At 39.0% G+C, this 20,982-nt stretch carries 21 protein-coding genes; 8 read left to right on the forward strand and 13 right to left on the reverse strand.

Annotation, left to right across the window (positions count from 1 at the left end; translation table 11 throughout):
• The coding region (locus EHO65_RS00005; RefSeq protein ID WP_167481989.1) for a PP2C family protein-serine/threonine phosphatase at positions 1–1,238 on the forward strand (1,238 nt) is incomplete at its 5' end.
• Positions 1,239–1,354: 116 nt separating this feature from the next.
• Entirely contained in the window at positions 1,355–1,813 is a 459-nt protein-coding gene (locus tag EHO65_RS00010) for a hypothetical protein (protein WP_135772177.1), read from the forward strand.
• 50 nt (positions 1,814–1,863) lie between these two features.
• Here the strand turns inward: EHO65_RS00010 and EHO65_RS00015 are convergent, their stop codons facing one another.
• The 3 genes from EHO65_RS00015 to EHO65_RS00025 all read right to left on the reverse strand — a co-directional run bounded on the left by EHO65_RS00015 (position 1,864) and on the right by EHO65_RS00025 (position 4,818).
• Positions 1,864–3,102 (reverse strand): SMP-30/gluconolactonase/LRE family protein, encoded by a 1,239-nt coding sequence (locus tag EHO65_RS00015; protein ID WP_135772179.1) that lies wholly within the window; start codon positions 3,100–3,102, stop codon positions 1,864–1,866.
• Positions 3,099–3,986 carry a M24 family metallopeptidase gene (locus EHO65_RS00020; RefSeq protein WP_135772181.1) on the reverse strand — a complete coding sequence of 296 codons (888 nt, stop codon included), beginning with the start codon at positions 3,984–3,986 and terminating at the stop codon, positions 3,099–3,101. The genes EHO65_RS00015 and EHO65_RS00020 overlap by 4 nt, the downstream gene beginning before the upstream one ends.
• Before the next feature lie 85 nt (positions 3,987–4,071).
• Positions 4,072–4,818 (reverse strand): helix-turn-helix transcriptional regulator, encoded by a 747-nt coding sequence (locus EHO65_RS00025; protein ID WP_135772464.1) that lies wholly within the window; start codon positions 4,816–4,818, stop codon positions 4,072–4,074.
• A 196-nt stretch (positions 4,819–5,014) separates the two neighbouring features.
• Here EHO65_RS00025 and EHO65_RS00030 point away from each other — a divergent pair, with 196 nt between their 5' ends.
• The 5 genes from EHO65_RS00030 (at position 5,015) to EHO65_RS00050 (ending at position 9,900) form a co-directional block, all read left to right on the forward strand.
• Positions 5,015–6,193, forward strand: coding sequence for an NnrS family protein (locus EHO65_RS00030; RefSeq protein ID WP_135772183.1), 1,179 nt, complete (start codon positions 5,015–5,017; stop codon positions 6,191–6,193).
• Between the two features lie 75 nt (positions 6,194–6,268).
• Positions 6,269–7,264: a sterol desaturase family protein gene (locus EHO65_RS00035; RefSeq protein WP_135772184.1), complete on the forward strand. Its 996-nt coding sequence runs from the start codon at positions 6,269–6,271 to the stop codon at positions 7,262–7,264.
• Between the two features lie 105 nt (positions 7,265–7,369).
• Positions 7,370–7,822, forward strand: a complete 453-nt coding sequence (locus EHO65_RS00040) for an LIC_11090 family protein (protein ID WP_135772186.1) — start codon at positions 7,370–7,372, stop codon at positions 7,820–7,822.
• 79 nt (positions 7,823–7,901) lie between these two features.
• The gene (locus tag EHO65_RS00045) at positions 7,902–8,684 is read left to right on the forward strand and encodes a hypothetical protein (protein ID WP_135772188.1); all 783 of its coding nucleotides are present in this window, start codon (positions 7,902–7,904) and stop codon (positions 8,682–8,684) included.
• A 61-nt stretch (positions 8,685–8,745) separates the two neighbouring features.
• The gene (locus EHO65_RS00050; protein WP_135772190.1) at positions 8,746–9,900 is read left to right on the forward strand and encodes a transporter; all 1,155 of its coding nucleotides are present in this window, start codon (positions 8,746–8,748) and stop codon (positions 9,898–9,900) included.
• A 51-nt stretch (positions 9,901–9,951) separates the two neighbouring features.
• On the opposite strand, the gene EHO65_RS00055 is transcribed toward EHO65_RS00050, so the two are convergent.
• From EHO65_RS00055 to EHO65_RS00085, 7 genes are read right to left on the reverse strand one after another with little or no spacing between them, the layout of a single operon-like run.
• Positions 9,952–10,737: an ABC transporter permease gene (locus tag EHO65_RS00055; RefSeq protein ID WP_135772191.1), complete on the reverse strand. Its 786-nt coding sequence runs from the start codon at positions 10,735–10,737 to the stop codon at positions 9,952–9,954.
• Positions 10,734–11,444, reverse strand: coding sequence for an ABC transporter ATP-binding protein (locus tag EHO65_RS00060; RefSeq protein ID WP_135772193.1), 711 nt, complete (start codon positions 11,442–11,444; stop codon positions 10,734–10,736). The genes EHO65_RS00055 and EHO65_RS00060 overlap by 4 nt, the downstream gene beginning before the upstream one ends.
• Positions 11,441–12,733 (reverse strand): nitrous oxide reductase family maturation protein NosD, encoded by a 1,293-nt coding sequence (locus tag EHO65_RS00065; protein ID WP_135772195.1) that lies wholly within the window; start codon positions 12,731–12,733, stop codon positions 11,441–11,443. Before EHO65_RS00065 ends, EHO65_RS00060 begins: the two co-directional genes overlap by 4 nt.
• On the reverse strand, positions 12,717–13,157 hold the full coding sequence (locus EHO65_RS00070) for a nitrous oxide reductase accessory protein NosL (protein ID WP_135772196.1): 441 nt from the start codon (positions 13,155–13,157) through the stop codon (positions 12,717–12,719). Before EHO65_RS00070 ends, EHO65_RS00065 begins: the two co-directional genes overlap by 17 nt.
• A complete protein-coding gene (locus EHO65_RS00075; protein WP_135772197.1) occupies positions 13,144–13,752 on the reverse strand; it encodes a hypothetical protein in 609 nt (202 codons plus the stop codon). Before EHO65_RS00075 ends, EHO65_RS00070 begins: the two co-directional genes overlap by 14 nt.
• Before the next feature lie 11 nt (positions 13,753–13,763).
• Positions 13,764–15,644: a Sec-dependent nitrous-oxide reductase gene (nosZ, locus tag EHO65_RS00080; protein WP_244243395.1), complete on the reverse strand. Its 1,881-nt coding sequence runs from the start codon at positions 15,642–15,644 to the stop codon at positions 13,764–13,766.
• A gap of 54 nt (positions 15,645–15,698) precedes the next feature.
• Positions 15,699–16,145, reverse strand: a complete 447-nt coding sequence (locus tag EHO65_RS00085; protein ID WP_135772201.1) for a c-type cytochrome — start codon at positions 16,143–16,145, stop codon at positions 15,699–15,701.
• A 213-nt stretch (positions 16,146–16,358) separates the two neighbouring features.
• On the opposite strand from EHO65_RS00085, the gene EHO65_RS00090 reads away from it, so the two are divergent.
• On the forward strand, positions 16,359–16,982 hold the full coding sequence (locus tag EHO65_RS00090) for a Crp/Fnr family transcriptional regulator (RefSeq protein WP_135772203.1): 624 nt from the start codon (positions 16,359–16,361) through the stop codon (positions 16,980–16,982).
• 23 nt (positions 16,983–17,005) lie between these two features.
• Here EHO65_RS00090 and EHO65_RS00095 read toward each other — a convergent pair whose 3' ends face one another.
• The 3 genes from EHO65_RS00095 to EHO65_RS00105 are packed head-to-tail and all read right to left on the reverse strand — an operon-like array spanning position 17,006 to position 20,890.
• A complete protein-coding gene (locus EHO65_RS00095) occupies positions 17,006–17,530 on the reverse strand; it encodes a copper resistance protein CopD (RefSeq protein ID WP_244243383.1) in 525 nt (174 codons plus the stop codon).
• Positions 17,509–19,242, reverse strand: coding sequence for a thiamine pyrophosphate-binding protein (locus tag EHO65_RS00100; RefSeq protein ID WP_135772205.1), 1,734 nt, complete (start codon positions 19,240–19,242; stop codon positions 17,509–17,511). Before EHO65_RS00100 ends, EHO65_RS00095 begins: the two co-directional genes overlap by 22 nt.
• 19 nt (positions 19,243–19,261) lie before the next feature.
• A complete protein-coding gene (locus EHO65_RS00105) occupies positions 19,262–20,890 on the reverse strand; it encodes an FAD-binding dehydrogenase (RefSeq protein WP_135772207.1) in 1,629 nt (542 codons plus the stop codon).
• Positions 20,891–20,982 lie beyond the last annotated feature (92 nt).

Consider the following 20,982-nt stretch of genomic DNA (forward strand, 5'->3'; position numbering starts at 1 on the left):
TATTTTTATTCCTACTTTTGCCGGGAACAATCCTATATGTCCAATCCATATTTAAGGAAAAATTCAAGAAGGACAAAGTATTTAATATTATATTTTACTTAAGTCTTCTTTTGGTTTTCTCCGCCGCATTCTTTCCCACAAAATTATACACTATGTCCTTCTTCATTAATTCTTTAGAAATAATGATGTTAGGGATTTTGACGTATTTATTTTTCAGATTGGCATTCATGTCCATAAAAAGGATAGAAGGAGCCAGAATTTGTTTTTTTAGCCTAGTCGTAAATTTAATCACTGTTGCAAATGATGTCCTGTATCTAAATAAGTTCATAGATTCTTTCTATATGGTACCATATGGAGTTTTAGCGTTGGTTCTTTCTCAATGCGTTTTACTTGCCTCCCGATTCTCAAAAGGATTCGTACTTGCAGAAGATTTGGGAGAAGAACTTAAAAAACTAAATGTAAATCTGGAGCAGATCGTAGTCGAGAGGACAGAAAATCTAAATGAGTCATTAAAACTTTTAAGAGGAGACCTTTCTCTCGCTAAAAAGTTACAACAAAAGACATTACCGATCCTCAACTTAAACGGCAAGAATGTCTCCATTCATCCTTACTATCTTCCTATGTCCGAGATAGGAGGAGATTACTACGATATTTTCGAATTGGAACCCGGTTATTTCCGCTTATTCTTAGTAGATGCCACAGGGCATGGAGTGCAGGCTGCACTTCTTACGATGACTATCAAAGCGGAATTTGAAAGTATTAAGTTCGTCAAAGAACAACCTTCTCGTATATTAGAATTATTAAATGCAGCTTGTTGTCAGAAATACAAAAGTATCAATATCATATTCTCAGCCGTTTTAGCCGATATAGATTTGAATAATAATGTTCTGTATTATTCTTCCGCAGGGCACCCTCCTCAAGTTTTAAAACAAAAGAAAGAAGGTGCGGACTATCTGTATTCAAGAGGACCAATCATTGGCCTTAAAAAAGAAGCCACTTATAAAAATGTAACCGTACCTCTTCTTCCTGGAAATAGGATCTTTTTCTTTTCGGACGGTATATTCGAAGAATTCGACCAGGAGAAGAAGGAATTCGGAGAGAACCGAGTCTTGTCTATTTTGAGCAGAAATACAGGCATCCAGGAAGTAGCGGAAGATCTGATCTCGGAACTACAAATTTTTGTAGGTCCGAGAGGTTTTCAAGATGATGTCACTCTACTCGCAGTAGAAGTTCATTGAAATTTTCGTAATACTCGGGTTAGATGGAAAAATCCCGGATGTCGCGCTCCTATTTTTATTATTTAATTATATTTTGTATTTTGGAGCAATTCAATTGTGGAACCGTTCTTATACTCATGCAGGATTTAGATTCCCCCAAGAAACAAGACGTTAGTTCCCTATTACTCCTTCTAGGGATCGCTAATCATTTCGGAAAACCTTATATAGAAATCTCCCCAAACAGTTTAACGCTTGTTGCCCCAACTCCCTCCGATCCAAGTACAGGCTCTTACTTAGCAAGGGTCCGTAATATACCTGATTCCTGGTATCTGGACGAGTTTACTTTCGATCTACAGGTCAGCGGATGTTCCGGCTATATAGGTTCTCTCAACGGCTCGGGCGGTCTACCCTCTACTGTTTCGTTTACTTCAGGAGACCAATATTCTATTTCTATGGATTTAGTGGGACTCGGGGACGGAGGAGGAGTGACCCAAGTTTGTTCCCTGAGCCATAATGTTACCTCCAGCTCCGGGGCGGATATGCCAACCGGAACGCAGGCGGGAAATATTTTAATCACCATTCCTCCGATGTTTTGAATTGTATTATATAAATATAATACAATTTATTCCAAGGAATCGCGAAAATCTTATTCTTTAATTTTCAAAGAAGATACAGGCAAAGAATAAAGCCCTCTCGAAGTTTTATCGAAAGAAGGAAAATATATTCTGTCCTCAAATGGAACTGAAACAGAGATATCCTTAATCTTAGAACCGTCATGCATAGAATAGTAGAGTGGTTTTTTGCCACTCGGATCAATCACAAGTATTCCGGTATTATGAGAGATAGGCAAGATTTTTTGAGGCAATGATAGGATCACTTTCTTAAGCCAAGGATTCTTATGTACAAAGTTGACAAGGCCTGATCTTTTTTTGATAATCCCAGTCCAGATCCTCCCATAAGCATCTCTTTCCAATCCATCTGCAAGACCAGGAAGATTTTCGAATAATACTTCCGAACGTCCCTGATCCTTTCCGGATAAAAAAGCTCTGATAATCCTAAACTTAGTAGTTTCAGTAAATATTACTGATTCTTCTTTTCCATCAGCACCTTTCTCGAGAAGTATTCCGTCCACAAAAGTAAATCCGTTTACTGCAAGTGAGATCGTATTTTTATTTCGGTCCAGCATCCAAAGTTTTCCATGAGGATAAAGACCGATTGCTTCCGGAACTGCGCCACTTCCCATAGCTGCATCCATTCTTTCAAAAGGTTCAGTGATATAGATACGGTTCCCATCTTTGGACACTGCAAGATCATTGCATAAAGAGAATGGTCTTGAATTGGAAGAATTTAGATCCCGGATTGGCAAAGTAGGCATTTTGGAAAAAGAATATACTTTCTCGAATTCTTCTTTTTCTAATTTAGGAAGATCTAAAATGATTGGATCTATCTTTTTAGTTTCAATATCTAACTCGTAAAGCCCGACTCTATTTTTTTCTTCGTAACTTTCTCCTCCGAGCCTGGAAGCACATACTAAAATTTTATTCTTGGTCTTATTCGAATATTGCATTCCGGCAGGATTGACCGGCGGTTTTACCCATTGTTCCGCCTTTCCTGTTTCAAAATTCAACCTCCAGATCCATCCATCCATCCCGGAGGCATATCCGAATCCCTTAGCTCTATCGAAAATTAGATCATCATGACCAGGTAGATCGGCCATTTCCACTTTTAATCCGTTTAAGAATGGATCTTGTTTATCTTGGACTTCAAAAATGGAAGAAGGGATATCTCCTAATTTATAGGGTTCGCCTATTTTAATTCCGGATGGGCTGCAATTACCTACAGAGATGGTAATGATAAATATTATAATTTTATGATTTAATTTCATACTTCTTCCAATAATTTTCCATATTTTTTTACATGCGGAACTTCTTCATCCAACCAATATGCTTTATCTTTTTCAACCACAAGTATCTCTTCGAATTTAAAACCTGTTTTGCCTCTACCTAAATGGGGTTCTATTGCCCAGAGCCCCGTCTTCTCCCCTTCATGATCCGGAGTAAGAAGTTCAGGAAGCACCTTATGGCTTAGGAACTCGAAAGATCCTTGTAAACTAAACCAACTTGCAAAACTTACAGGCAATATTGGAAAAGAAATATTAGGCAAATGAACTTTATAAACTCTATGACCAAGAACCGCAAATGGATACAAAGAGTGAACATTATCGAATCCGCTTTGTTTAGAATCTTGGTCTATCTTATGCCAGATCTCTGAAGAACTCATTGAAGAAGAAAATAATTTAGGAAGTTCCTCCCTGAGTTTTAATAGATATCTCATTCCATTATCCAACTCAGGATTTTTGTCCAAAGAAGAAGAATATCCGATATCACCGATGTATCCATTCACGACAGGGGAAACATCTAAGATGAAAGATTCGTTCGCTTGTAATCTTCTTTTGCTCGGATGGAATTGAGTGAATCTTTTGTAACCGTCAAATCTTGCATGTTCTCCAAACCAAGCGAAAGGACGATGAAGGAATACTTTGACTCCATGATCTTTTAAGAATGTCTCCATTCGTTTCACTGCTTGTAGCTCGGTCCAACCTTCTTTCATTTCCTTTTCCGTCTCGGTAACACATTGATAAGCCAATCTTTGTGCTTTTAGAAATCCTTCTTTTTCTTCTTGGGTAGGAGTATGTATGGATTTGGAAGTGTATCTGGAAATTTTGGAGGAGATCTTGGATAATAATCCTCTTCGTCTTTCTATCGGCATATAGGTTCTCTAAGCTGGGATAGAAGAAGAGTAACAGAAATTAAAAGGTTCTGCTTGAATGATTCCGGTATGAGTAAAATTTTAATTAGATCAGATCGCCTGATTCACAAAACCGAACCTCAATCGCTTTTAGATGCCCGAAAAATAGAGAAGGCACAAATCCGAAATTTTCCTTAAAGGTTCGAGTAAAATGAGCAGAATCGGAGAAGCCGGCAGAATGAGCTGCTTCCGTAAGACTTTTCCCTTCTTTTAAAAGTTTTGCAGCTTCTAAGATCCGAACCCATAATAAATATCTACGCATCGGGATCCCAAGATTTTCTTTAAAAAGACGGATCAGCCTGTCTTCTGAGACGGAAAAATTTTTACCTATCTCTTTCATTCGGATACTATCAGGCATTTCCTTACGGATCATATTTGCGATCTGAATAATCCTTTGATCCATTACCTTTTCCAATTTTTGGAAAGGATAAATGGATCTAAGCAGATCTAAATGTAATTCCCAAGCCTCTTCATCATTTAATTTTCCGTAATATAATTCCCATAATCTTTCGATCAAAGGTAAGAAGGAAGAAATGTCCAACTTCTTCACTTCTCCCACTTTTGCAAACTCCGAGATGGATGAATATTCGTAGGTTTCCGGATCTATAAGCAAAGCAATCATCTCCACTCCGGGAGAAACAGTTTTATGATATGTGTTCGGCCCTACTAAGGCCACACGATATTCTTCTTTTCCTTTTTCAGTTTCGATATGTATATTTTCTTTTAGGGAAATGGCCAAGGTAGCCGCGTAATGTGAATGGAAATCTGTCTGCATTGAATTCGTTGCAAACATCACACGACCATTCCATAGATATACAATGCCTCTAGTTTCAAAATCCATATAAGATTATTGCCGGTCTTTCTTACCTTGAAGAAGCAAGGAGAACGATTCTCCTCACGAAATGAGGAAGATCAAGAAAAAAAGTTTGCAGACTCGTTTTTGATCCAGATCAAAGACAAAAGAAGAATCATTTCTTATAATAGAAAGGATGAAATCATTTCTGGATTTTCGTTCTGCAATCTGGTCTGTTGCTTTTCGTCCATTTTTTTTAGCTAGTTCATTCCACGCTATATTCGCAGTTCTAGTTTGGATCTTAATTCTATTTTCAATTATTCCTTCACCATTTCTAACTGGAGGAATTCAGATCCATTCTTATGAAATGGTTTTTGGCTTTGGAAGAGGAGCAATCATAGGATTTCTTTTTACAGCGGGCCAGAATTGGACAAAAAAAGTTCTCGCAAAAGAAGGTTATTTAGCACTTTTATTTGGTCTTTGGTTTCTAGGTAGATTCGGATTCTTATCCAATCCGTATCTTTCCTATATTGCACTTACTGCAGATCTCTATTGTGATCTACTGGTCCTTTTCTATCTTGCTCCTCCTTTATTCGCAAAAGGCCAGGAACATAACCGCGTTGTTGTGATCACCTACTTCCTATTGTTTTTACTTCATGTACTGACCGCATTTTCATTTCTTAATATTTTGCCGGAAGGATGGAGTTTACATTTCATTCATCTTTCTCTTTTTGTTATACTTCAGTTTGTGATCTTGATAGGCGGAAGGATAATGCCATTCTTCTCCTCGGCAGCTATTCCTGGCTCAAATCCAAAACGATTTCTGAAATTGGAAAATTTAATTAGATATGGGGGATTTGTATTTTTAGGAATAGAAACCATTACTTTCTGGTTTTCTAATATAATTCCATTTGCAGGATTATATTGCCTCGCTTTTGGAATGTTGAACTATTCTCGTTGGCTTTTCTGGGAACCTTGGAAGGCCAAAAATGTGCCTATCCTTTGGATCTTACATTTAGGATATTTCTGGTTATGCTCTGGATTTTTAGCGTATGGACTTTCGCATCTAGGTTTTTTTCCTTCTTCTTCCGCCTTTCATATATTCACCGTAGGAGGAATAGGAGTTTTCGTGTATGGTATGATCACAAGAGTCTCTCTTGGTCATACAGGTAGACCTATTAGGGCTTCAAAATCGATCATCTTCGGTTATATCCTAATAAACTTAGCCGTGATAGTTAGGGTGTTTCTTCCTTTACTGAACAAATATAGAGAAGCGTATCTATTTTCCGCAATATTCTGGATAAGTGCATTTTTGATCTTTGCGATCCAATATTCTAAAATCCTAATTAGTCCCCGAGCATTTTCCAATCCTTGAGATTTCTCAGATCTTAGTTCCAAATTTCAGTTTGACCGGACTTCTTTCCGACTAGAATGATTCTAATCAGGTTCTATGCAGTCGTATTTCATTGAAATTTTACGCTCCCTTCTTAGTCCTATAAGAATTATATTTTTGCCTTCCGTAAAGATATATTGGTTCTATATTCTAAGTTCGATATTGATCACTCTTCTATTAATTCTCTGGAGAGTTTGGAAAGAAAAAGGATTTCGATCCAAGGAGTATCTGCGAGAAAATTTATCTAAAAAAATTTGGCTGCATGAGTCCGCTCTATTGGATTATAAATATTACTTAATAAACACATTCCTATTCGCGCTATTCTTCAGTTACTTCGTTATATCAGGTGCAAGTGTATCCGCTTTAGTCAGCGGATCATTATTCAAAATATTCGGAGAGGCAGGTTATTCCTTCTCCTCTCAAACATTCTTCATTTTACTTTATTCCATCTTATTCTGGTTAGCAAACGACTTCGGCAGATTTTTTGCTCATTGGCTTCTTCATAAAACATTTCTCTGGGAGTTCCATAAATTACATCATTCTGCAAAGGTGTTAAATCCTCTTACGGTATATAGAGTACATCCCGTAGAAGCTATCTTAGTGAATTCCTTAGGAGCTGTTTGTTCTGGCATCGTGACCGGGATCGCCGTTTTTTTATTTCCAAATGGGATCAATATGTTGTCCTTCCTAGGAGTGAATGCGGGGATTTTCGTATTCAATCTGTATGCCAATTTAAGACATTCTCATATTGGTCTTCGATTTCCCAGATGGTTGAGTAGGATACTTTTAAGCCCAGCTCAACATCAAATCCATCATAGCACGGATATCAACCTTCAGAACAAAAACATAGGGGTGTCCTTTGCTTTTTGGGATATTCTTTTCGGAAGTCTTTATATTCCGGAGGAAGGAGAAGCAGAACGTACAGTTTTCGGTTTAGAGGAAGAAGAAGATTCCAATTTCCGTAATATATTGAAAATTTACTTTTTACCATTCGGAAAAATACTGAAAAATTTTAAGAAAACTATTCTTCTTAAACTAAATTCCAAATCTTGAGATAAATCAATATTATAGAAAATTGTTTCAGTCTCTCAGATTGATCGCCATCAATGCATTTTCAACTCATCAGGGGTTAAACTTAATTCGTTAGAGTCTTTCGAGATGAAAACGATTACTGCTTATTTTTTAACTCTGCTCTTTTTTCCACGCCTACTTGTCCCTGCGGAAGGAAGCGTATTCGAAAAATTATTTTTAGGGAATTCAATCTGCCATTGTAATCATAATTCGAGTAGAGAGACTCACCCCAACAAGGAAGATGATTTTTTCCGTAGTAAGATAGATCCGTCTAAATCTTCCGGATCTGAAAAACAAGATCGTCCTAACTGTCATTCCGATCCTGAATCAACTGTTCATGAATGCGGATGTAAAAAGGAAAATTCCGACCGGATCTTCTCACAAATCAGGATCTTCTCTTATTATATAACCGTTCCTCATATCTATATTATTCCTAGTCTCGGATCTACATTTAAAATGAAAGATGTATATTCCGAGGAATTATCAAAAGCTCATAACCGAAAACTAAAACGTCCCCCTAAACATATTTCCTTAACTTAATCGAATCGTCTTCCAAGATCTGACTACTCTGTTTTGGAAGAATCTTAAATGTATATTCATAATATTAAGGAAAGTAAATATGCTATCTCGCCATATTTCAACAGCCGCGATCATTCTCGCATTCTTTCATTTCGATTGCTCCCAATTGGGATCTCTATCGAACGGAACTTCATCAGAACAACAACTTATGCAGACTCTTGTATTCGGAGTAGCAGCAAAAGAAGGATGTTCCACCCAAAGTTTAACTCCAATTTCGAATACTCTCTCCTACGTACATCCCGTGCGCACAAGATATGATATTCAAAATTGTTCTCCTAGTGATCTAGTAAGCCTAGGATTCACAGGCAATACTTCTCAATTAGCAAAAGGACTGAGTGGCAATTCTTCCGACTCAGTATTTTATAGCTTGGGAAATGTTGTTCTTCCTAGTGCAAACGGAGGAACAAATTTAGAAGTTTCCTTCTCCCTAAAATCCGGCGGAAGCCTGACTGCTTATGTGTATGGATCAGGAACCCCAATCTCCGGTCCAGCATTACGACTAACGGATTCCAGCAAGGAACAATTCTACTCCAATATGTCTGGAGACTTTGCAGTGGTAAGCAAAGGAACTGCAGCGTTGTCCCCTGACACAAAATACACATACTGCATTGATTTTCAATACGCAAGTTCGGAGCAATGGATCAATGCCTGGCCAAAGGCCTGTTCTGAAGTGTCTCAATCAGATCGGAGTTCAATGATGATGTTCCCAGTCATGCAGATGATGAGTGTACCTTCCTATTCCGGAAACAAGATCGGCTTCATCTTGAATGGAGCCAAACTAACGTCTTTTACGATCGGTTCGATTTTGTCCCAAGTCGATTGATCGCTTCCACTGGGGCCGCTTAAGCGGCCCTCTTTTTTGGTCCGGATACTCGGAGGTAATCATGAAGTATCACGTTTCTATAGTAATATTTTTAATTATATTATCTTTTAATAATGTCCATTCTGAAGGGATCGATATTCCCAAACCGGAAGAGGTCGATCCTCACGCTCACCATCGTAAAGAATCAAAAGAACAAGGTCATCAACATGAATTAAGGGCAGATCAAATCGCTCCCGCAGGCCTGATGTTTCCTCATGTGCATCAAAAAGGGTCCTGGGTTTTAGATTTTCGGTATATGGGAATGCAAATGGCAGGACTTCTGAACGGAAGCAAATCTACGGGAACTTATGAAACACTTTGGTTTCCGCAGTTCGATCCAAGTGTTTCCATGCCTAGCGGTAGCTTGCTCACAGGTGGTCCAAACATTCCTCAAACTTCAGTCAACGGATACCGTTATATGTCGGTTCCTAAATCTATGCTGATGGAATCGTATATGACAAGTGCAATGTATGGAGTTTCGGACGATACGATGATTATGTTTATGGTTCCGGTTATGAAAAACCAAATGATGATGGAGACAAGCAACTTTGATTCTTCTGCGATGAAATCCGGAGGTGTAGGAGATATTTCTTTTTCTGCAGCACATCGTATCCTAAAACGGAATGATCATGAAGTCTTTCTGAATTTCGGGATTTCTCTTCCAACCGGCTCCATTGATGAACGAGACTGGATGCCGATGATGGGAAACCAAAAAGTTCCGTATAATATGCAACCAGGTACCGGGACTATCAATTATTTGCCCGGGATTGCTTACTCAGGAAAATCGGATCGATTTTCTTGGGGATTAGGAGCAAATGCAAATCTTCGCAGTTCAAAAAATCAAAACCAATATCGTTTCGGAAATATATACGAACTTAATTCCTGGATCGCTTATTCTATATTTTCTTGGACAAGCGTTTCTATTCGAGTGCAGGCAGTTTATTGGGATAATATTAAAGGACAGGACGGTTCATTAGACCCGAAGATGGATCCTCAAAACGATCCGAACCGACAAGGAGGAAATCGTACAGATGCGTTACTAGGTATGAATTTCCTTTTAGATGAAAAAATTCGATTCGGTTTCGAAGTCGGCAAACCCTTTCACCAACATTTAAACGGCCCCCAACTCGCAATGCAAACTATGTTCAATGTATTTGTTCGTTATGATCTGAATTAATACATAGTGTAGAAGGCCCAAATTAATTCGTGTTCCGGGCCTTCTAACTTTTTAGAAATTTCGAACTAAAAATCTTTTATAAGAAATGCTTAAAGGCATCATAACCCAAAACACCAAGAACAAAATAGATAATAATATGACGACCGAAGTTCCCAAACTTCTAATAAGAAATGCGCCTGAGAATCCAAGCAACACGGAAGCCTTTGTCTGAAGAATAATTAAGATCCTTACAAGATCGACTGGATTAAATAGAATCACGAGTAATGCAGGGATCTCTACCGGATAATCTCCCAAATAGATACTCAACATAAATACGAACGAATCAAAAAGTAAAAAGAAATATAACCAGACGAGCAAGGCTCCCGATACGATCAATTCTCCCTTTTTAAAAAAAGAAGCCAATAAAAATCCCAAAGAAACGAATACTAAGATCAGTATAGTGCCGAAAAAGATCAGCTCAACAAATAAGATCGCTAGTTTAAGATCACTAAAAAGAAATGGAACTCCAGGAATTCCAAGACCGACCAGAAAACTTAAAAAAAGAGATAAACTTACTCCGCAGTATTTTCCGAAAAAATATTGAGACCTTGTTAACGATTTAGAAAGAAGTACTTCTGCAAAAGGAAGTGAATCGTTAAATGTTAAACCTGCAAATGTAATAGAAAATAAAGGTACAACAAATAGGACTAGATTCATCTGGCTTACAACCAATCTTCCTCCACTTTCATCGCCGAAATAGTTGAGTGCTCCTGAAGATATTGCAAGAAAACCGGCAAATACAAACATCCATTTGCTTCTGATATTTTCCCTTAGTTCGAATAAGATTAATTCATTCATATTCTTTCCGAATACTTGGTATTCCAAAATTCCATTAATGTATTCTGGAGATTCCCTTTATCCTTGTTCTTTATAAAATTTTCAGGAGAGTCCTCGATTAATAAAGAACCTTCTGACATTAGCAAAAAACGATCCGCAATTTCTTCCACTTCGCTTAGAATATGAGTTGAGAATACAAGCAAGGCTCCTTCTTTCTTTTTTCTAATTAAAATTTCCTTTAAAAGATTCGAAATGTAAGGATCTAAACTCGCAGTGGGTTCATCCACTATATATACGGGCTTTCTGATCGAAAAACATTGCAGTATATTGACTTTTTGTTTCGTTCCTCCGGACAAAGATCCGAATTTTATATTTTCATAATTCTTCAAACCGAGTAGGTCGAATAATTCCTGAAATTCTTTCGGATCAGAAGATTCCAGTTTTTTCAGAAAATCCACAAGTTCGGATACCTTTACATTTTTAGGAAATAAAGGGGCTTGGGGCATATAACCGATCTTGAAATTAGTATACCCTTCTCCTTCTCCCTTAAATTCTATACTACCGTTATTAGGTTTTACCAAACCTACTATACTTTTGAGCACTGAACTTTTTCCAGAGCCGTTAGGACCGATCAGAGAAAGAATACTTCCTGCCTCCGCATCGAAAGAGATCCCTTTTACTGCGATTGATTTTCCATATTGAACTGTTAAGTTCTTCACCTGCATCATACATGGCTCCTCATCTTTGGTTTTGGATCTTCCAGATCGATTGGAGTAACGATCGGAAATGCCTTTTCGATTGCTTGTAAAAAGTTCACAACTGGAGAATTATAAAGAACCATTAGAAACGGATAAACCACTACCCAATATCCGAAAAAATGAACGGGTTTATGAGGAATATCCCCGAATCGATCCAGATCCAAATCGTAACCGTCGTAAGTATCCCAAAAATTTTCTTTGAATGAATTTGTACTATGTTTCGTATTCGTACTAATATCGAATACGTTCTCCTTGAAATCATTTTGAACAAACTGATTGGATTCACTATTTCCTAATATACGAACTCCCCAGCCGTTATCTCTTAAAATATTGTGTGTAAAATAATTGCGATTACATCCATCCGCGAAGACGGCTACAGTATTATGAACGAATGAATTTTTCGTAAGAATACTTTCCGAAATTTCTTTGAGTAAAAGACCATATGAACTATCCCCCCAGTTATTCTCAAAACGGTTGTTTTCGATGAGTATATTTTTACTGTACATCACCGCAACTCCAGCCGAGTTGTTTTCGAATCTGTTCCCCCTAAAATCGTTCTCCGAAGAAAACATGAAGTGCATTCCGTAACGAATATTATCGTGCGAAAAATTCTCCTCTATTTTGAGATTACTCGAGAACTCCAGATAGATCCCGTCCCTATGCCTTTTTAGTTCATTCCCTTCTATCCTGATCCCTTTAGAAGACCAAAGATGGATCCCATTCCCTCCGGAAACCTCGTTTACCGCATTTCCTGAAGAATTGTTTACTCGTATATTACAATCTTCTACTTCTGCGAGATAGATTGCGTATGCATTGTCCTCAAACTGATTATTTTCTATTATGCAAGACTTTACTTTTTCTGCATGTATTCCGGCATACTCCGACGTATCGGAAACTCCACTTCCTATAATTCTAAATCCTCGGATCGTTACATTATTGGATCGAATATCCAGCACATGTTTTTCTTTTTTGCCATCTAAGATCGCGCCGACAGAACCTTCTAAAACCAAAGGTTTTGATATGGATATCATACCTTCCTGATAGATCCCTTTTCTAATCCGGATTATATCTCCTTGGTTTGCAGAATCTATTGCTGCTTGAACGGAAGAGAATCGACAATTCTCCTTACATACTTCTAATTCTTTGGAAAAAATATCGGAAGTGGTTAAACAAAAGAAGAAGGCGAATATCGCAATCGATCGCGAATATCCGAAATGAATCTGGAAAGTTTCAGGACCCCAATCACTGATTTTTTTCATTGTTTCGACTCCAAATAGAGCCTTTATGCGTATTCAAAAATTCTTTTGCTCTGTCCATAGAGGAGAAAGCGGCAATACCTTCTCCCATAGGGGAACGCAGTTCCGAAGAACGGACCAATACCGCTCCTTCTTCGGAAATCATTCGATCTGGATTTTCAAAATCGGTAAACCAAACCGATCCGGAAGAATACCTTGCGGACTTCTCAAATGAATGAGAACATTCTATGGAGTCGAAATAGTATCTTCTCCCCTTTTCAGTTAATAACTGAGCGTGGAAACGTTTATCCACGATTGCCATTGAACAATGAGCACAAAGTTCTCTTCCGAATTCAGGAAGTATCGGTTCTCTTTTGGAACAGAAAACCGAATTCGATACCACCAAGAGCAAGATGATCACCGGTAAACCGGCCCTAGCTTGAAACATCTATCCTCCTTTTCTCGTCCCATATCACCCAAATGAGAATTCCAAGAGAAACAAACAGAATAATCCCTCCCCAAGAAGGAAAACTGCAAGCAGTGATATTTAACATTTCCTTACACCCTAAAAGTGGAGGTTGGTATGCCATACCCGGAACCACTATCGGAGCATCTGGATTTAGGTTATGTCCGTAATTATATTCCCATCTCCAAAAATCATACATTCCGAGGATCCCTAATATTATAATATTCAGAATTCCTAAAATTACCATATAAACTTTCGGATGAAGGAAGGTTACGAATGCTCCGAATATCAAAAATCCCAAAACATAGGGCATAAACAATAGTTCGGGAACAGATTCCGAAACGATCTCGTGCATTCCTATATAATGATTTAATAGATTAATATTCTGAAGATCGTAAGTAGAAGATCCTGTGATCTTATCGATCCAGATCTTCATTCCCAAACCTTCAGGATACTGTGGAGCATCTAAAGCGATATGCCAAATCGGCAAAAAATAAACTGATAGAAGCAAAAGACCGACTCCTAAAATTAGGAGCCGGTTCATTTTGGAGATCTTCTTTAAGAGAAGTTCCTGCATAAGATCCCTCGTTAAGGAAGCACCCTTATGTACTGCTGCATTTCTTGGTGAAGAGCCGAGCAGAAATCGGTGCAGTAGAACGGATAGATTCCAGGCTTAGGTGCTTTCCATTTGAAAGTCCTGGTCTGTCCAGGCATGATCAGAAGGTTAGGCATTTCAGGTGCCCCGCCCACTGCGAAACCGTGCGGAATATCAAAGTCTTGTTCCAAGTTAGTCACATGGAAGAAGACAGTATCACCACTTCTTACTTCGATAGTGTCCGGTTTAAAGTGAGAACGTATCTGTGTCATATAAACACGGACAGTATTTCCTTCACGAACAACTCTCGCATCCTTCTCATTCTTGATCGCATACGGATGTTTATTTTCTTCTAATGGATAAATTTTAGCAGCCTTATCCATGAGAAGTTTTGCAGGGATCATTTGGGAATAGTGAGGCTCTCCTACCGTTGGGAAATCGGAAAGTAATTCCGCTTTACCTCCGGAAATATCGTAAAGCTGAGCACTCTGAGGTAATTCCATACCAACGGGAAGATATCTATCTTTAGTGATCTTATTCAGCGCGATCAGATATTTTCCATACGGATCCTTAGAGCTACCACCTACGATAGAAAGGTGACCTACACTATAGTAAGCAGGAAGATGTTGTTCAACTTCCCAGGTTCCCAATTCCCATTTTACAACTTCCGAACTTACGAAACAGGAAGTATAAGCATATCCCTTCCCATCAAACTCTGTATGCAAAGGACCTAAACAAGGTTTTTTAACTTCTCCAGCAAGAGTGGATTCGTATTTTAAGATCGGAATATCCATGATCATCCCTGATCTATGTTCAGGCTTGTCTTTGACATCCATTAGTTTTGAAAAGGAGTGAACCGGAATAACCGTAGCAAGTTTTCCACCACCTACGATATATTCTCCTGTTGGATCCACGTCTGTTCCGTGAGGACTCTTAGGAGTAGGCATATAATACATGACTCCCGGACAATCCTTAGGTTGGAGCATTTTTACTCCGCTCAACTTTTCAGAAATGGCAGGCTGGTTCTCCGGTAGGTAATTTCTATAATATTCTCCCCCGAAGTTAGACGCCTTTCCTTGATCCAAGCATTGTTTAGCACGAACCCAGTTGAACGCTAGGATATAATCCTTATCATTCTTGGAAGCTCCTACTTCTATCATCTTATATGCTTGTTCAGAGTTATAAGATGTGAAGAAGCACCAGTCGTGAGATTTTCCTTTTCCGCAGTGCGATAGATCGTAATCGAAACCTGGAACAAGGATCTGCAATTCAATGGAAAGCCTTCCTGATTTAGGATCTACCTTCACCATAGAAACTGTTCCTTTAAAATCTCCTTTAGAGAAATTTTCTATAGGAACACTTGCTTGAGGTATCGGAACGGAGAAACGAGTCGCCGCCATCAGATACTCGGTATTTTCCGTAGCAAAAGGAGAAGCGTGGTTACCCGCACTATTTGGGATCTCAATGATCTCTTTAGTTTCAAAAGATCTCAAATCGATCCGAGCAAGTCTAGGCGAGTTATTTGCATTCATAAACAACCAACGACCATCTTGTTTTCCATCAGTCATGGATGCTTCAATATGATGGCTATCATCCCAAGGAACATACCCATTAGTAGTTCTAAGCATATTCTTAGTTTCTTCATCATATCCATAACCGTTCTCCGGAAAAACCGAGAAGACCGGAATGATCTTGAATAAACGTGTAGAAGGAATTCCATATACCGACATTTGCCCGCTGAACCCTCCTGAGAGGAAGGCGTAGACTTCATCCTTTTCTCCCGGCGCAACATACACACGCTTCGCCGCATCGGAAGCAAGTGCAGCTGTTGCAGCCCCACCTTTACACCCGTACCCTAAACCGATTAGGATCATCAGTCCGATAGGCACAAGATTCCTGAATTTGTGTTTTTTCATTTTCTTCCTCCCTTATTTCTTATCCATTTTTCTAAGATATTCCAGGATCTCTCTAGCTTCAGATTCTTGAACGTTTTGGAACGTCATCTGAGTTAGATGTTCCGCGAGAAGTTCCTGAGCAATCGGATCCTTTTGAGTCATTTCCATAGGATTCAAGATCATATTCATGATCCACTCCGGAGTCCTTCTCTCAGTTACTCCCTTTAATGCAGGCCCTACGACCTTCTCTTCGAATTTATGACAGGCACTACATTTTGTTTCGAAGTTCTGTTTCCCTTTTTGGGCCATACCTTCATCCAATGTGCCTAACGTAACAGAAGTGACCGGACCGATCCCCTTACTACCTACAGAGCTCTCGGCTTCCGCCGGTTTTTCTTTCCCACAATAAGAGAAAGCGATTAAACCCAACAGTACCGGAGTGATCTTACCGAATTTTATGATATTCTTAATTATCTTCATAAACACCCGAGCGTCCGGCTCTTTAGTTTTCTGAGATCAGATCTATGTCCGGACTTTCATTCATCTAACTACGTTCGGGAAAGAAGCTCCTTGACCCGGGTCAATCCGTCTCAAAAGCCTCCGATGATAATTGTCATACGGTCTGAAGATAGGTTTAACCGTTTTCAGATCGTCAAAACTTATATAAGAGAATCGAATGATAATGAGTAAGATATGGGATTAATGATCTTCGATGAGATATCTAAGGAAGAGATGTTATCTATCTTTTCAAGTGGAAGGAAACGGACTCTTAAAAAAGACGAATTTCTTTTTCATCAAGGAGATGAGACGGATTGTCTACATCTTCTTATAGAAGGTAAACTTCAAATATTCAAATATGATTCCAGTTCTAACGAGATCACTTTGAATTTTTTTAACCCTGTTTCTTTGATCGCAGAACTCGCACTGATTAACGGGATACCTTTCCCCGCCTCAGGCAGATTTGTAACGGACGGAGCGGTTCTTTCTCTTCCTTTTAAAGAATTACGTGAAAGAATAAAAACGGATATTCCTTTAAATCATCTTCTGATCCAATCTTTGTTCAGTAAGATCCAAGCATTAAATCTTTCTATCAATCGAGGAATGACTATGGATTCTTTACAAAGAGTCGCTCACTTCTTGTATTATCTTCCCGAAAACCAAGCAACACTTGCACATTCGCAGATTGCTTCTATGCTCGCGCTGAGACCTGAAACTTTCTCCAGAACACTCAAACAACTCAAAGACCAAGGAATCATAAATCCGGAAAGAGGATTGATAGAAGTTTTGAAAAAAGAAGAATTAAAAAACTTTTTCTAATACTCCTTAAGGTAGAAGGTCCGCTAAAAAGTAAAACCTCTCGAATACGCAAGCCCCAATACTGCGATCAATAAAGAGATCAGAAGATTGATCCTACCGAAAATAGACGCATATTTTCTACTACGACTATCCGATTTGACTCCATTTTGCATATCCTTGAATGCGGTCGGCCCAATTAAAAAATCATGAAGAACGGAACTTAAAAGAAGAAGAAGGAATAAGATCATCTTAACAAGAAAGACTGCCCCATGAGGAGATATCCAATACGAGACCTGAGAATAAACCTCGAAATATCCCTTCAAATAAGCGATACTAATTCCCGAACATAATAATATTATAAACACATAATACGAAATTTTCCTGAACTGCAAAGCAACCTTAAGAAGTAATAGAGTTTTAACGTCCGTTAACTCCTTATCCTTATATACCGGTCGAAATATCATCACAAAGAAGAGCATTCCGCCCACCCAGAAGGCAGCTGCGAAAAAGTGAAATAATAGTGCTACAAAATACATGTAGAAAAATCTCAGCCTGTCAATTTTCTCCATAGAGCACGTCCGATAAATCTGAATTTTTCCCCTAAAGGAAATCTTCCTAGATTTGCTTGGACCACTCCTTTCGTGAATCTGGTTGCCTTAGAATAATCTATCTTTATATCCACAATAACAGGCCTTCCTTCGGCGGAGATACGGAATGCCTGCTTTAATGCAGAATCTATGTTCTCATTAGATTCAATAGAAAGATATGCTGCACCTGTTCCTCGCGCTATACCTTCTAATTGTAACTCACCTAGTATGGTACAGGTCTTCCGAGAATAAGGTATCTGTTGTCCTTGGGATATCTGGCTTAGCTCCCCATCATAGAAAACACAAATGATTACTCCAACGGAATTTGTACTAGCGGTGAGTAACTCTAATCCTGTCATCAAAAATGCACCGTCACCTACAATGCCCACAACATTACGATCCGGGTTTGCTATCTTGGCTCCGATGGAAGCAGGCACACAGTACCCCATAGAATTAAAATCGCTTGGTGAAATAAATGTTTTAGAACGGATCGATGGAAAAAGTTCAGCAGCTAAGAATGTATGATTCCCATCATCCACGACCAGGATATCTTCTTCTTTCATCTGTTTGCGCAACTCGCGAAAGAAAATAGAAGGATTTACTTTATCCGGAACAGAATGTTTTTCCCACTCGACTTCGTATTCTTTTTTCTTTTTTAGAATTAGATCCTCAATTTTCTCAGATTCTTTTTTCTGAATTCCGTCCTTTTTAAATTTCTCTAATATTTCACCCAATATATGTTTTGCGTCTCCCTCTAACTCGAATTTTGCAGGATAATTCTTAGAGAATACATCCGGATTCACATCTATATGGATTAAATTTTCAGGCACTTTCATGCTAAAACTTCCGGTAGGGATCTCGGAGAATCTTGTTCCGATAGCTAATAGACAGTCACAATTCTCAAAAGTCGCTTCTCCCGCCGGAACAGAATAAGGACCAAATCCCATTCCAGTATGAAGTGGATGATTCCCGGGAAATACACTCAATCCTTGCAAGGTAGTAGCAACGGGGGCACCAATGAGCTCGGCGAGTTCGATTAATTCTTTAGTCGCTTCTCGAGCTCCCCAACCTGCAAAAATCCCCGGATGTGCGGAGTTTTTCAAAAGATCATAAGCATTTTCTAATGCTGCTTCATCGATCTTCCATACATTCCTTTCTGGTGTGAACTTTGGAATATGGGACACATTTCCTGAAAACAATTGTATGTTTACCGGGATCTCTATAAAAACAGGTCCGGCCTCATCCTCTGTCGCAATCTCATAGGCTTCGAATATAATCGGGATAATGTCTTCATGAGTTTCTACTCGAAAGAATTTTTTAGTGATGCCTTTCAGAAATCCTGACTGATCAATTTGGTGTAATTGGAATTTTTTCCCGGTATCCGTTCTTACTCCGCCTGAGATGATCAACATTGGTATTCCATCCAAGTATGCTTCTCCGATCCCACTTAATGCGTGAGTCGCACCTGCAGCAGGAACAATAACCAAAGTACCAATAGATCCAGAAGTCCTACTGATTGCATCCGCCATAAACGCCGCTCCACATTCATGGGTTACAAGATAAGGAGTGATACTCTTAGATATATTCAATTCGTCGTACAATTCGGTATTATGGACCCCAGGTATTCCGAAAGTGAATTTCACTCCGATCTGTTCTAAGGCGTATACGATCAATTCTGCTCCGGTCTTTTTCATAATGATTCCTGTTTGTTATTTATGGTTTTATAATGGAACGCGCTGCAATTCTGGAGGTAAGTATACAACTGCCTAAGAAGGTTCCTTCTAAAGCACCTTTTCCGTGGATTCCTCCACCGCCGAAACCGGCCGCTTCCCCCACCGCATACAGACCTTCAATTGGATTTCCTCTGGGATCTAAAACTCTGGATTTTAGATCCGTTTGGATCCCTCCCATAGACTTTCGAGTAAGTATAAATTCGCGTATCGCGATCAGAGGCATTGCTTTTTTATCTAAGATCTTCTGGAACTTACAAGTTCGAGCACGATCCCCACGATAATTGCGAAGTTGTGTGATCCTTCTGAGTTGATCGTCATTATGGAATGTTTCTCCCCTTTCGATCATCTCATCATACTCAAGGATAGTTCTTTCTAATCTTTCCGCATTGATAGAACGATCTTCATTCAACTCGTTCATTCTTTCTGCAAGTTCTGAAACCGAATCCGCTACTACGAAATCGGGACATTCTGAGCTGATCTTTTTTACGAAAGATTCATTCCCGAAAAAAACAGTTTTCAAAAATCCTAAAAAGTCCTTATTACGTATCGAGTCGTTAAACTCTGAACCGGAAACAGCAAGTTCTTTAACTGCAATTTTCCAATTCATAACCTGCCAAGAGAACTTCTCTTCTTGGGCACAGATCCTTTCTACAAGATAGCGAGTATCAAAACCGGTAACCAAAGGAATCGGTCCTATTCTTTCACCTTTCGAATTCAACCAAAGAGCAGACTTAGGAGGGACTAGGCTGAGTCCTTCTCCTTCCCATTTAGGATCAGGATGATGAACACCGGCAGCATAATTCCACATCTTATCCAAATGAGTTAGATTCGCTCCTATCTTTTCAGAAGCAGTATGAAGATCTCCAATCGCATATTTATGTGAACCGTTCAGAATGATCTCCGGCGGTTTGCCAAGAGTCTTAGGCCAATGTTTTCTGATCTTCTTCATATCACCCGCTATTCCGCCGCTTGCGAGTACTGTATGTTCTGCGAAGATCTCGTATCTTATTCCATCTATCTCAGATTCCGCAATACAACCTTGTATCCTTTTTCCGGAACGGATCAGCTCTTTAGCCCTGGTCCCAAATAAAAAGCGAAGTCGATTCAGATTCTTATGAGTGTATAAGTTTTTCTTTAATGCGGAGATTAATCCGTCTCCGGTTCCCCAAACCATATGGAACCTAGGAACACTATTCCCAGGTTTGAACATTCCTCTTTCCACCCAATGAACAACCGGGAAGAAGCCTACTGATTTTCCTTTCAGATAATAGAAAATGTCTTCTAAAGATCGGTTAACGTATTCTTGAGCCCAAAGTTTCGGAAAACGGTCTTCTTTCGAAAATTCAGCGGTGGAGTTCCAATCAGAAAGAGCCAATGAAACATTATCTTGTATCCCATTCCATCTTTGGATCGGAGTATCCACCATAAAGATACCGCCGAAAGAAAGTCGAGCAAGGCCTCCTAATCGATCCTCAGAATCACGATCTACCAAGATCACTTTCTTTCCGGCATCTAATAGATCCAAAGCGATAACGATCCCTGCGAGACCGGCTCCAATGACTAAAACTTCAGTGGATAAGGATATTTTTTCTTTCTTCTTCTCTTCCATTTTCAGAAGAAAATTTTAACTGAAAATCTTTCTGACGCAATTGATCGATGTCAATGTGCGTATTAACATTTATCATGTTTAATATATTGTAA

The organism is Leptospira andrefontaineae (genome assembly GCF_004770105.1).
GTDB lineage: Bacteria > Spirochaetota > Leptospiria > Leptospirales > Leptospiraceae > Leptospira_B > Leptospira_B andrefontaineae.

Bases quoted from the DNA above. Each gene is read 5' to 3' on its own strand.
- EHO65_RS00055 (WP_135772191.1), bottom strand. From the start codon at position 10,737: ATGAATGAATTAATCTTATTCGAACTAAGGGAAAATATCAGAAGCAAA.
- EHO65_RS00040 (WP_135772186.1), top strand. From the start codon at position 7,370: ATGAAAACGATTACTGCTTATTTTTTAACTCTGCTCTTTTTTCCACGC.
- EHO65_RS00075 (WP_135772197.1), bottom strand. From the start codon at position 13,752: ATGCAGGAACTTCTCTTAAAGAAGATCTCCAAAATGAACCGGCTCCTA.
- EHO65_RS00060 (WP_135772193.1), bottom strand. From the start codon at position 11,444: ATGATGCAGGTGAAGAACTTAACAGTTCAATATGGAAAATCAATCGCA.
- EHO65_RS00030 (WP_135772183.1), top strand. From the start codon at position 5,015: ATGAAATCATTTCTGGATTTTCGTTCTGCAATCTGGTCTGTTGCTTTT.
- EHO65_RS00035 (WP_135772184.1), top strand. From the start codon at position 6,269: ATGCAGTCGTATTTCATTGAAATTTTACGCTCCCTTCTTAGTCCTATA.
- EHO65_RS00045 (WP_135772188.1), top strand. From the start codon at position 7,902: ATGCTATCTCGCCATATTTCAACAGCCGCGATCATTCTCGCATTCTTT.
- EHO65_RS00090 (WP_135772203.1), top strand. From the start codon at position 16,359: ATGGGATTAATGATCTTCGATGAGATATCTAAGGAAGAGATGTTATCT.
- EHO65_RS00065 (WP_135772195.1), bottom strand. From the start codon at position 12,733: ATGAAAAAAATCAGTGATTGGGGTCCTGAAACTTTCCAGATTCATTTC.
- EHO65_RS00010 (WP_135772177.1), top strand. From the start codon at position 1,355: ATGCAGGATTTAGATTCCCCCAAGAAACAAGACGTTAGTTCCCTATTA.
- EHO65_RS00085 (WP_135772201.1), bottom strand. From the start codon at position 16,145: ATGAAGATAATTAAGAATATCATAAAATTCGGTAAGATCACTCCGGTA.
- EHO65_RS00025 (WP_135772464.1), bottom strand. From the start codon at position 4,818: ATGTTTGCAACGAATTCAATGCAGACAGATTTCCATTCACATTACGCG.
- EHO65_RS00105 (WP_135772207.1), bottom strand. From the start codon at position 20,890: ATGGAAGAGAAGAAGAAAGAAAAAATATCCTTATCCACTGAAGTTTTA.
- nosZ (WP_244243395.1), bottom strand. From the start codon at position 15,644: ATGATCCTAATCGGTTTAGGGTACGGGTGTAAAGGTGGGGCTGCAACA.
- EHO65_RS00015 (WP_135772179.1), bottom strand. From the start codon at position 3,102: ATGAAATTAAATCATAAAATTATAATATTTATCATTACCATCTCTGTA.
- EHO65_RS00020 (WP_135772181.1), bottom strand. From the start codon at position 3,986: ATGCCGATAGAAAGACGAAGAGGATTATTATCCAAGATCTCCTCCAAA.
- EHO65_RS00100 (WP_135772205.1), bottom strand. From the start codon at position 19,242: ATGAAAAAGACCGGAGCAGAATTGATCGTATACGCCTTAGAACAGATC.
- EHO65_RS00095 (WP_244243383.1), bottom strand. From the start codon at position 17,530: ATGGAGAAAATTGACAGGCTGAGATTTTTCTACATGTATTTTGTAGCA.
- EHO65_RS00050 (WP_135772190.1), top strand. From the start codon at position 8,746: ATGAAGTATCACGTTTCTATAGTAATATTTTTAATTATATTATCTTTT.
- EHO65_RS00070 (WP_135772196.1), bottom strand. From the start codon at position 13,157: ATGTTTCAAGCTAGGGCCGGTTTACCGGTGATCATCTTGCTCTTGGTG.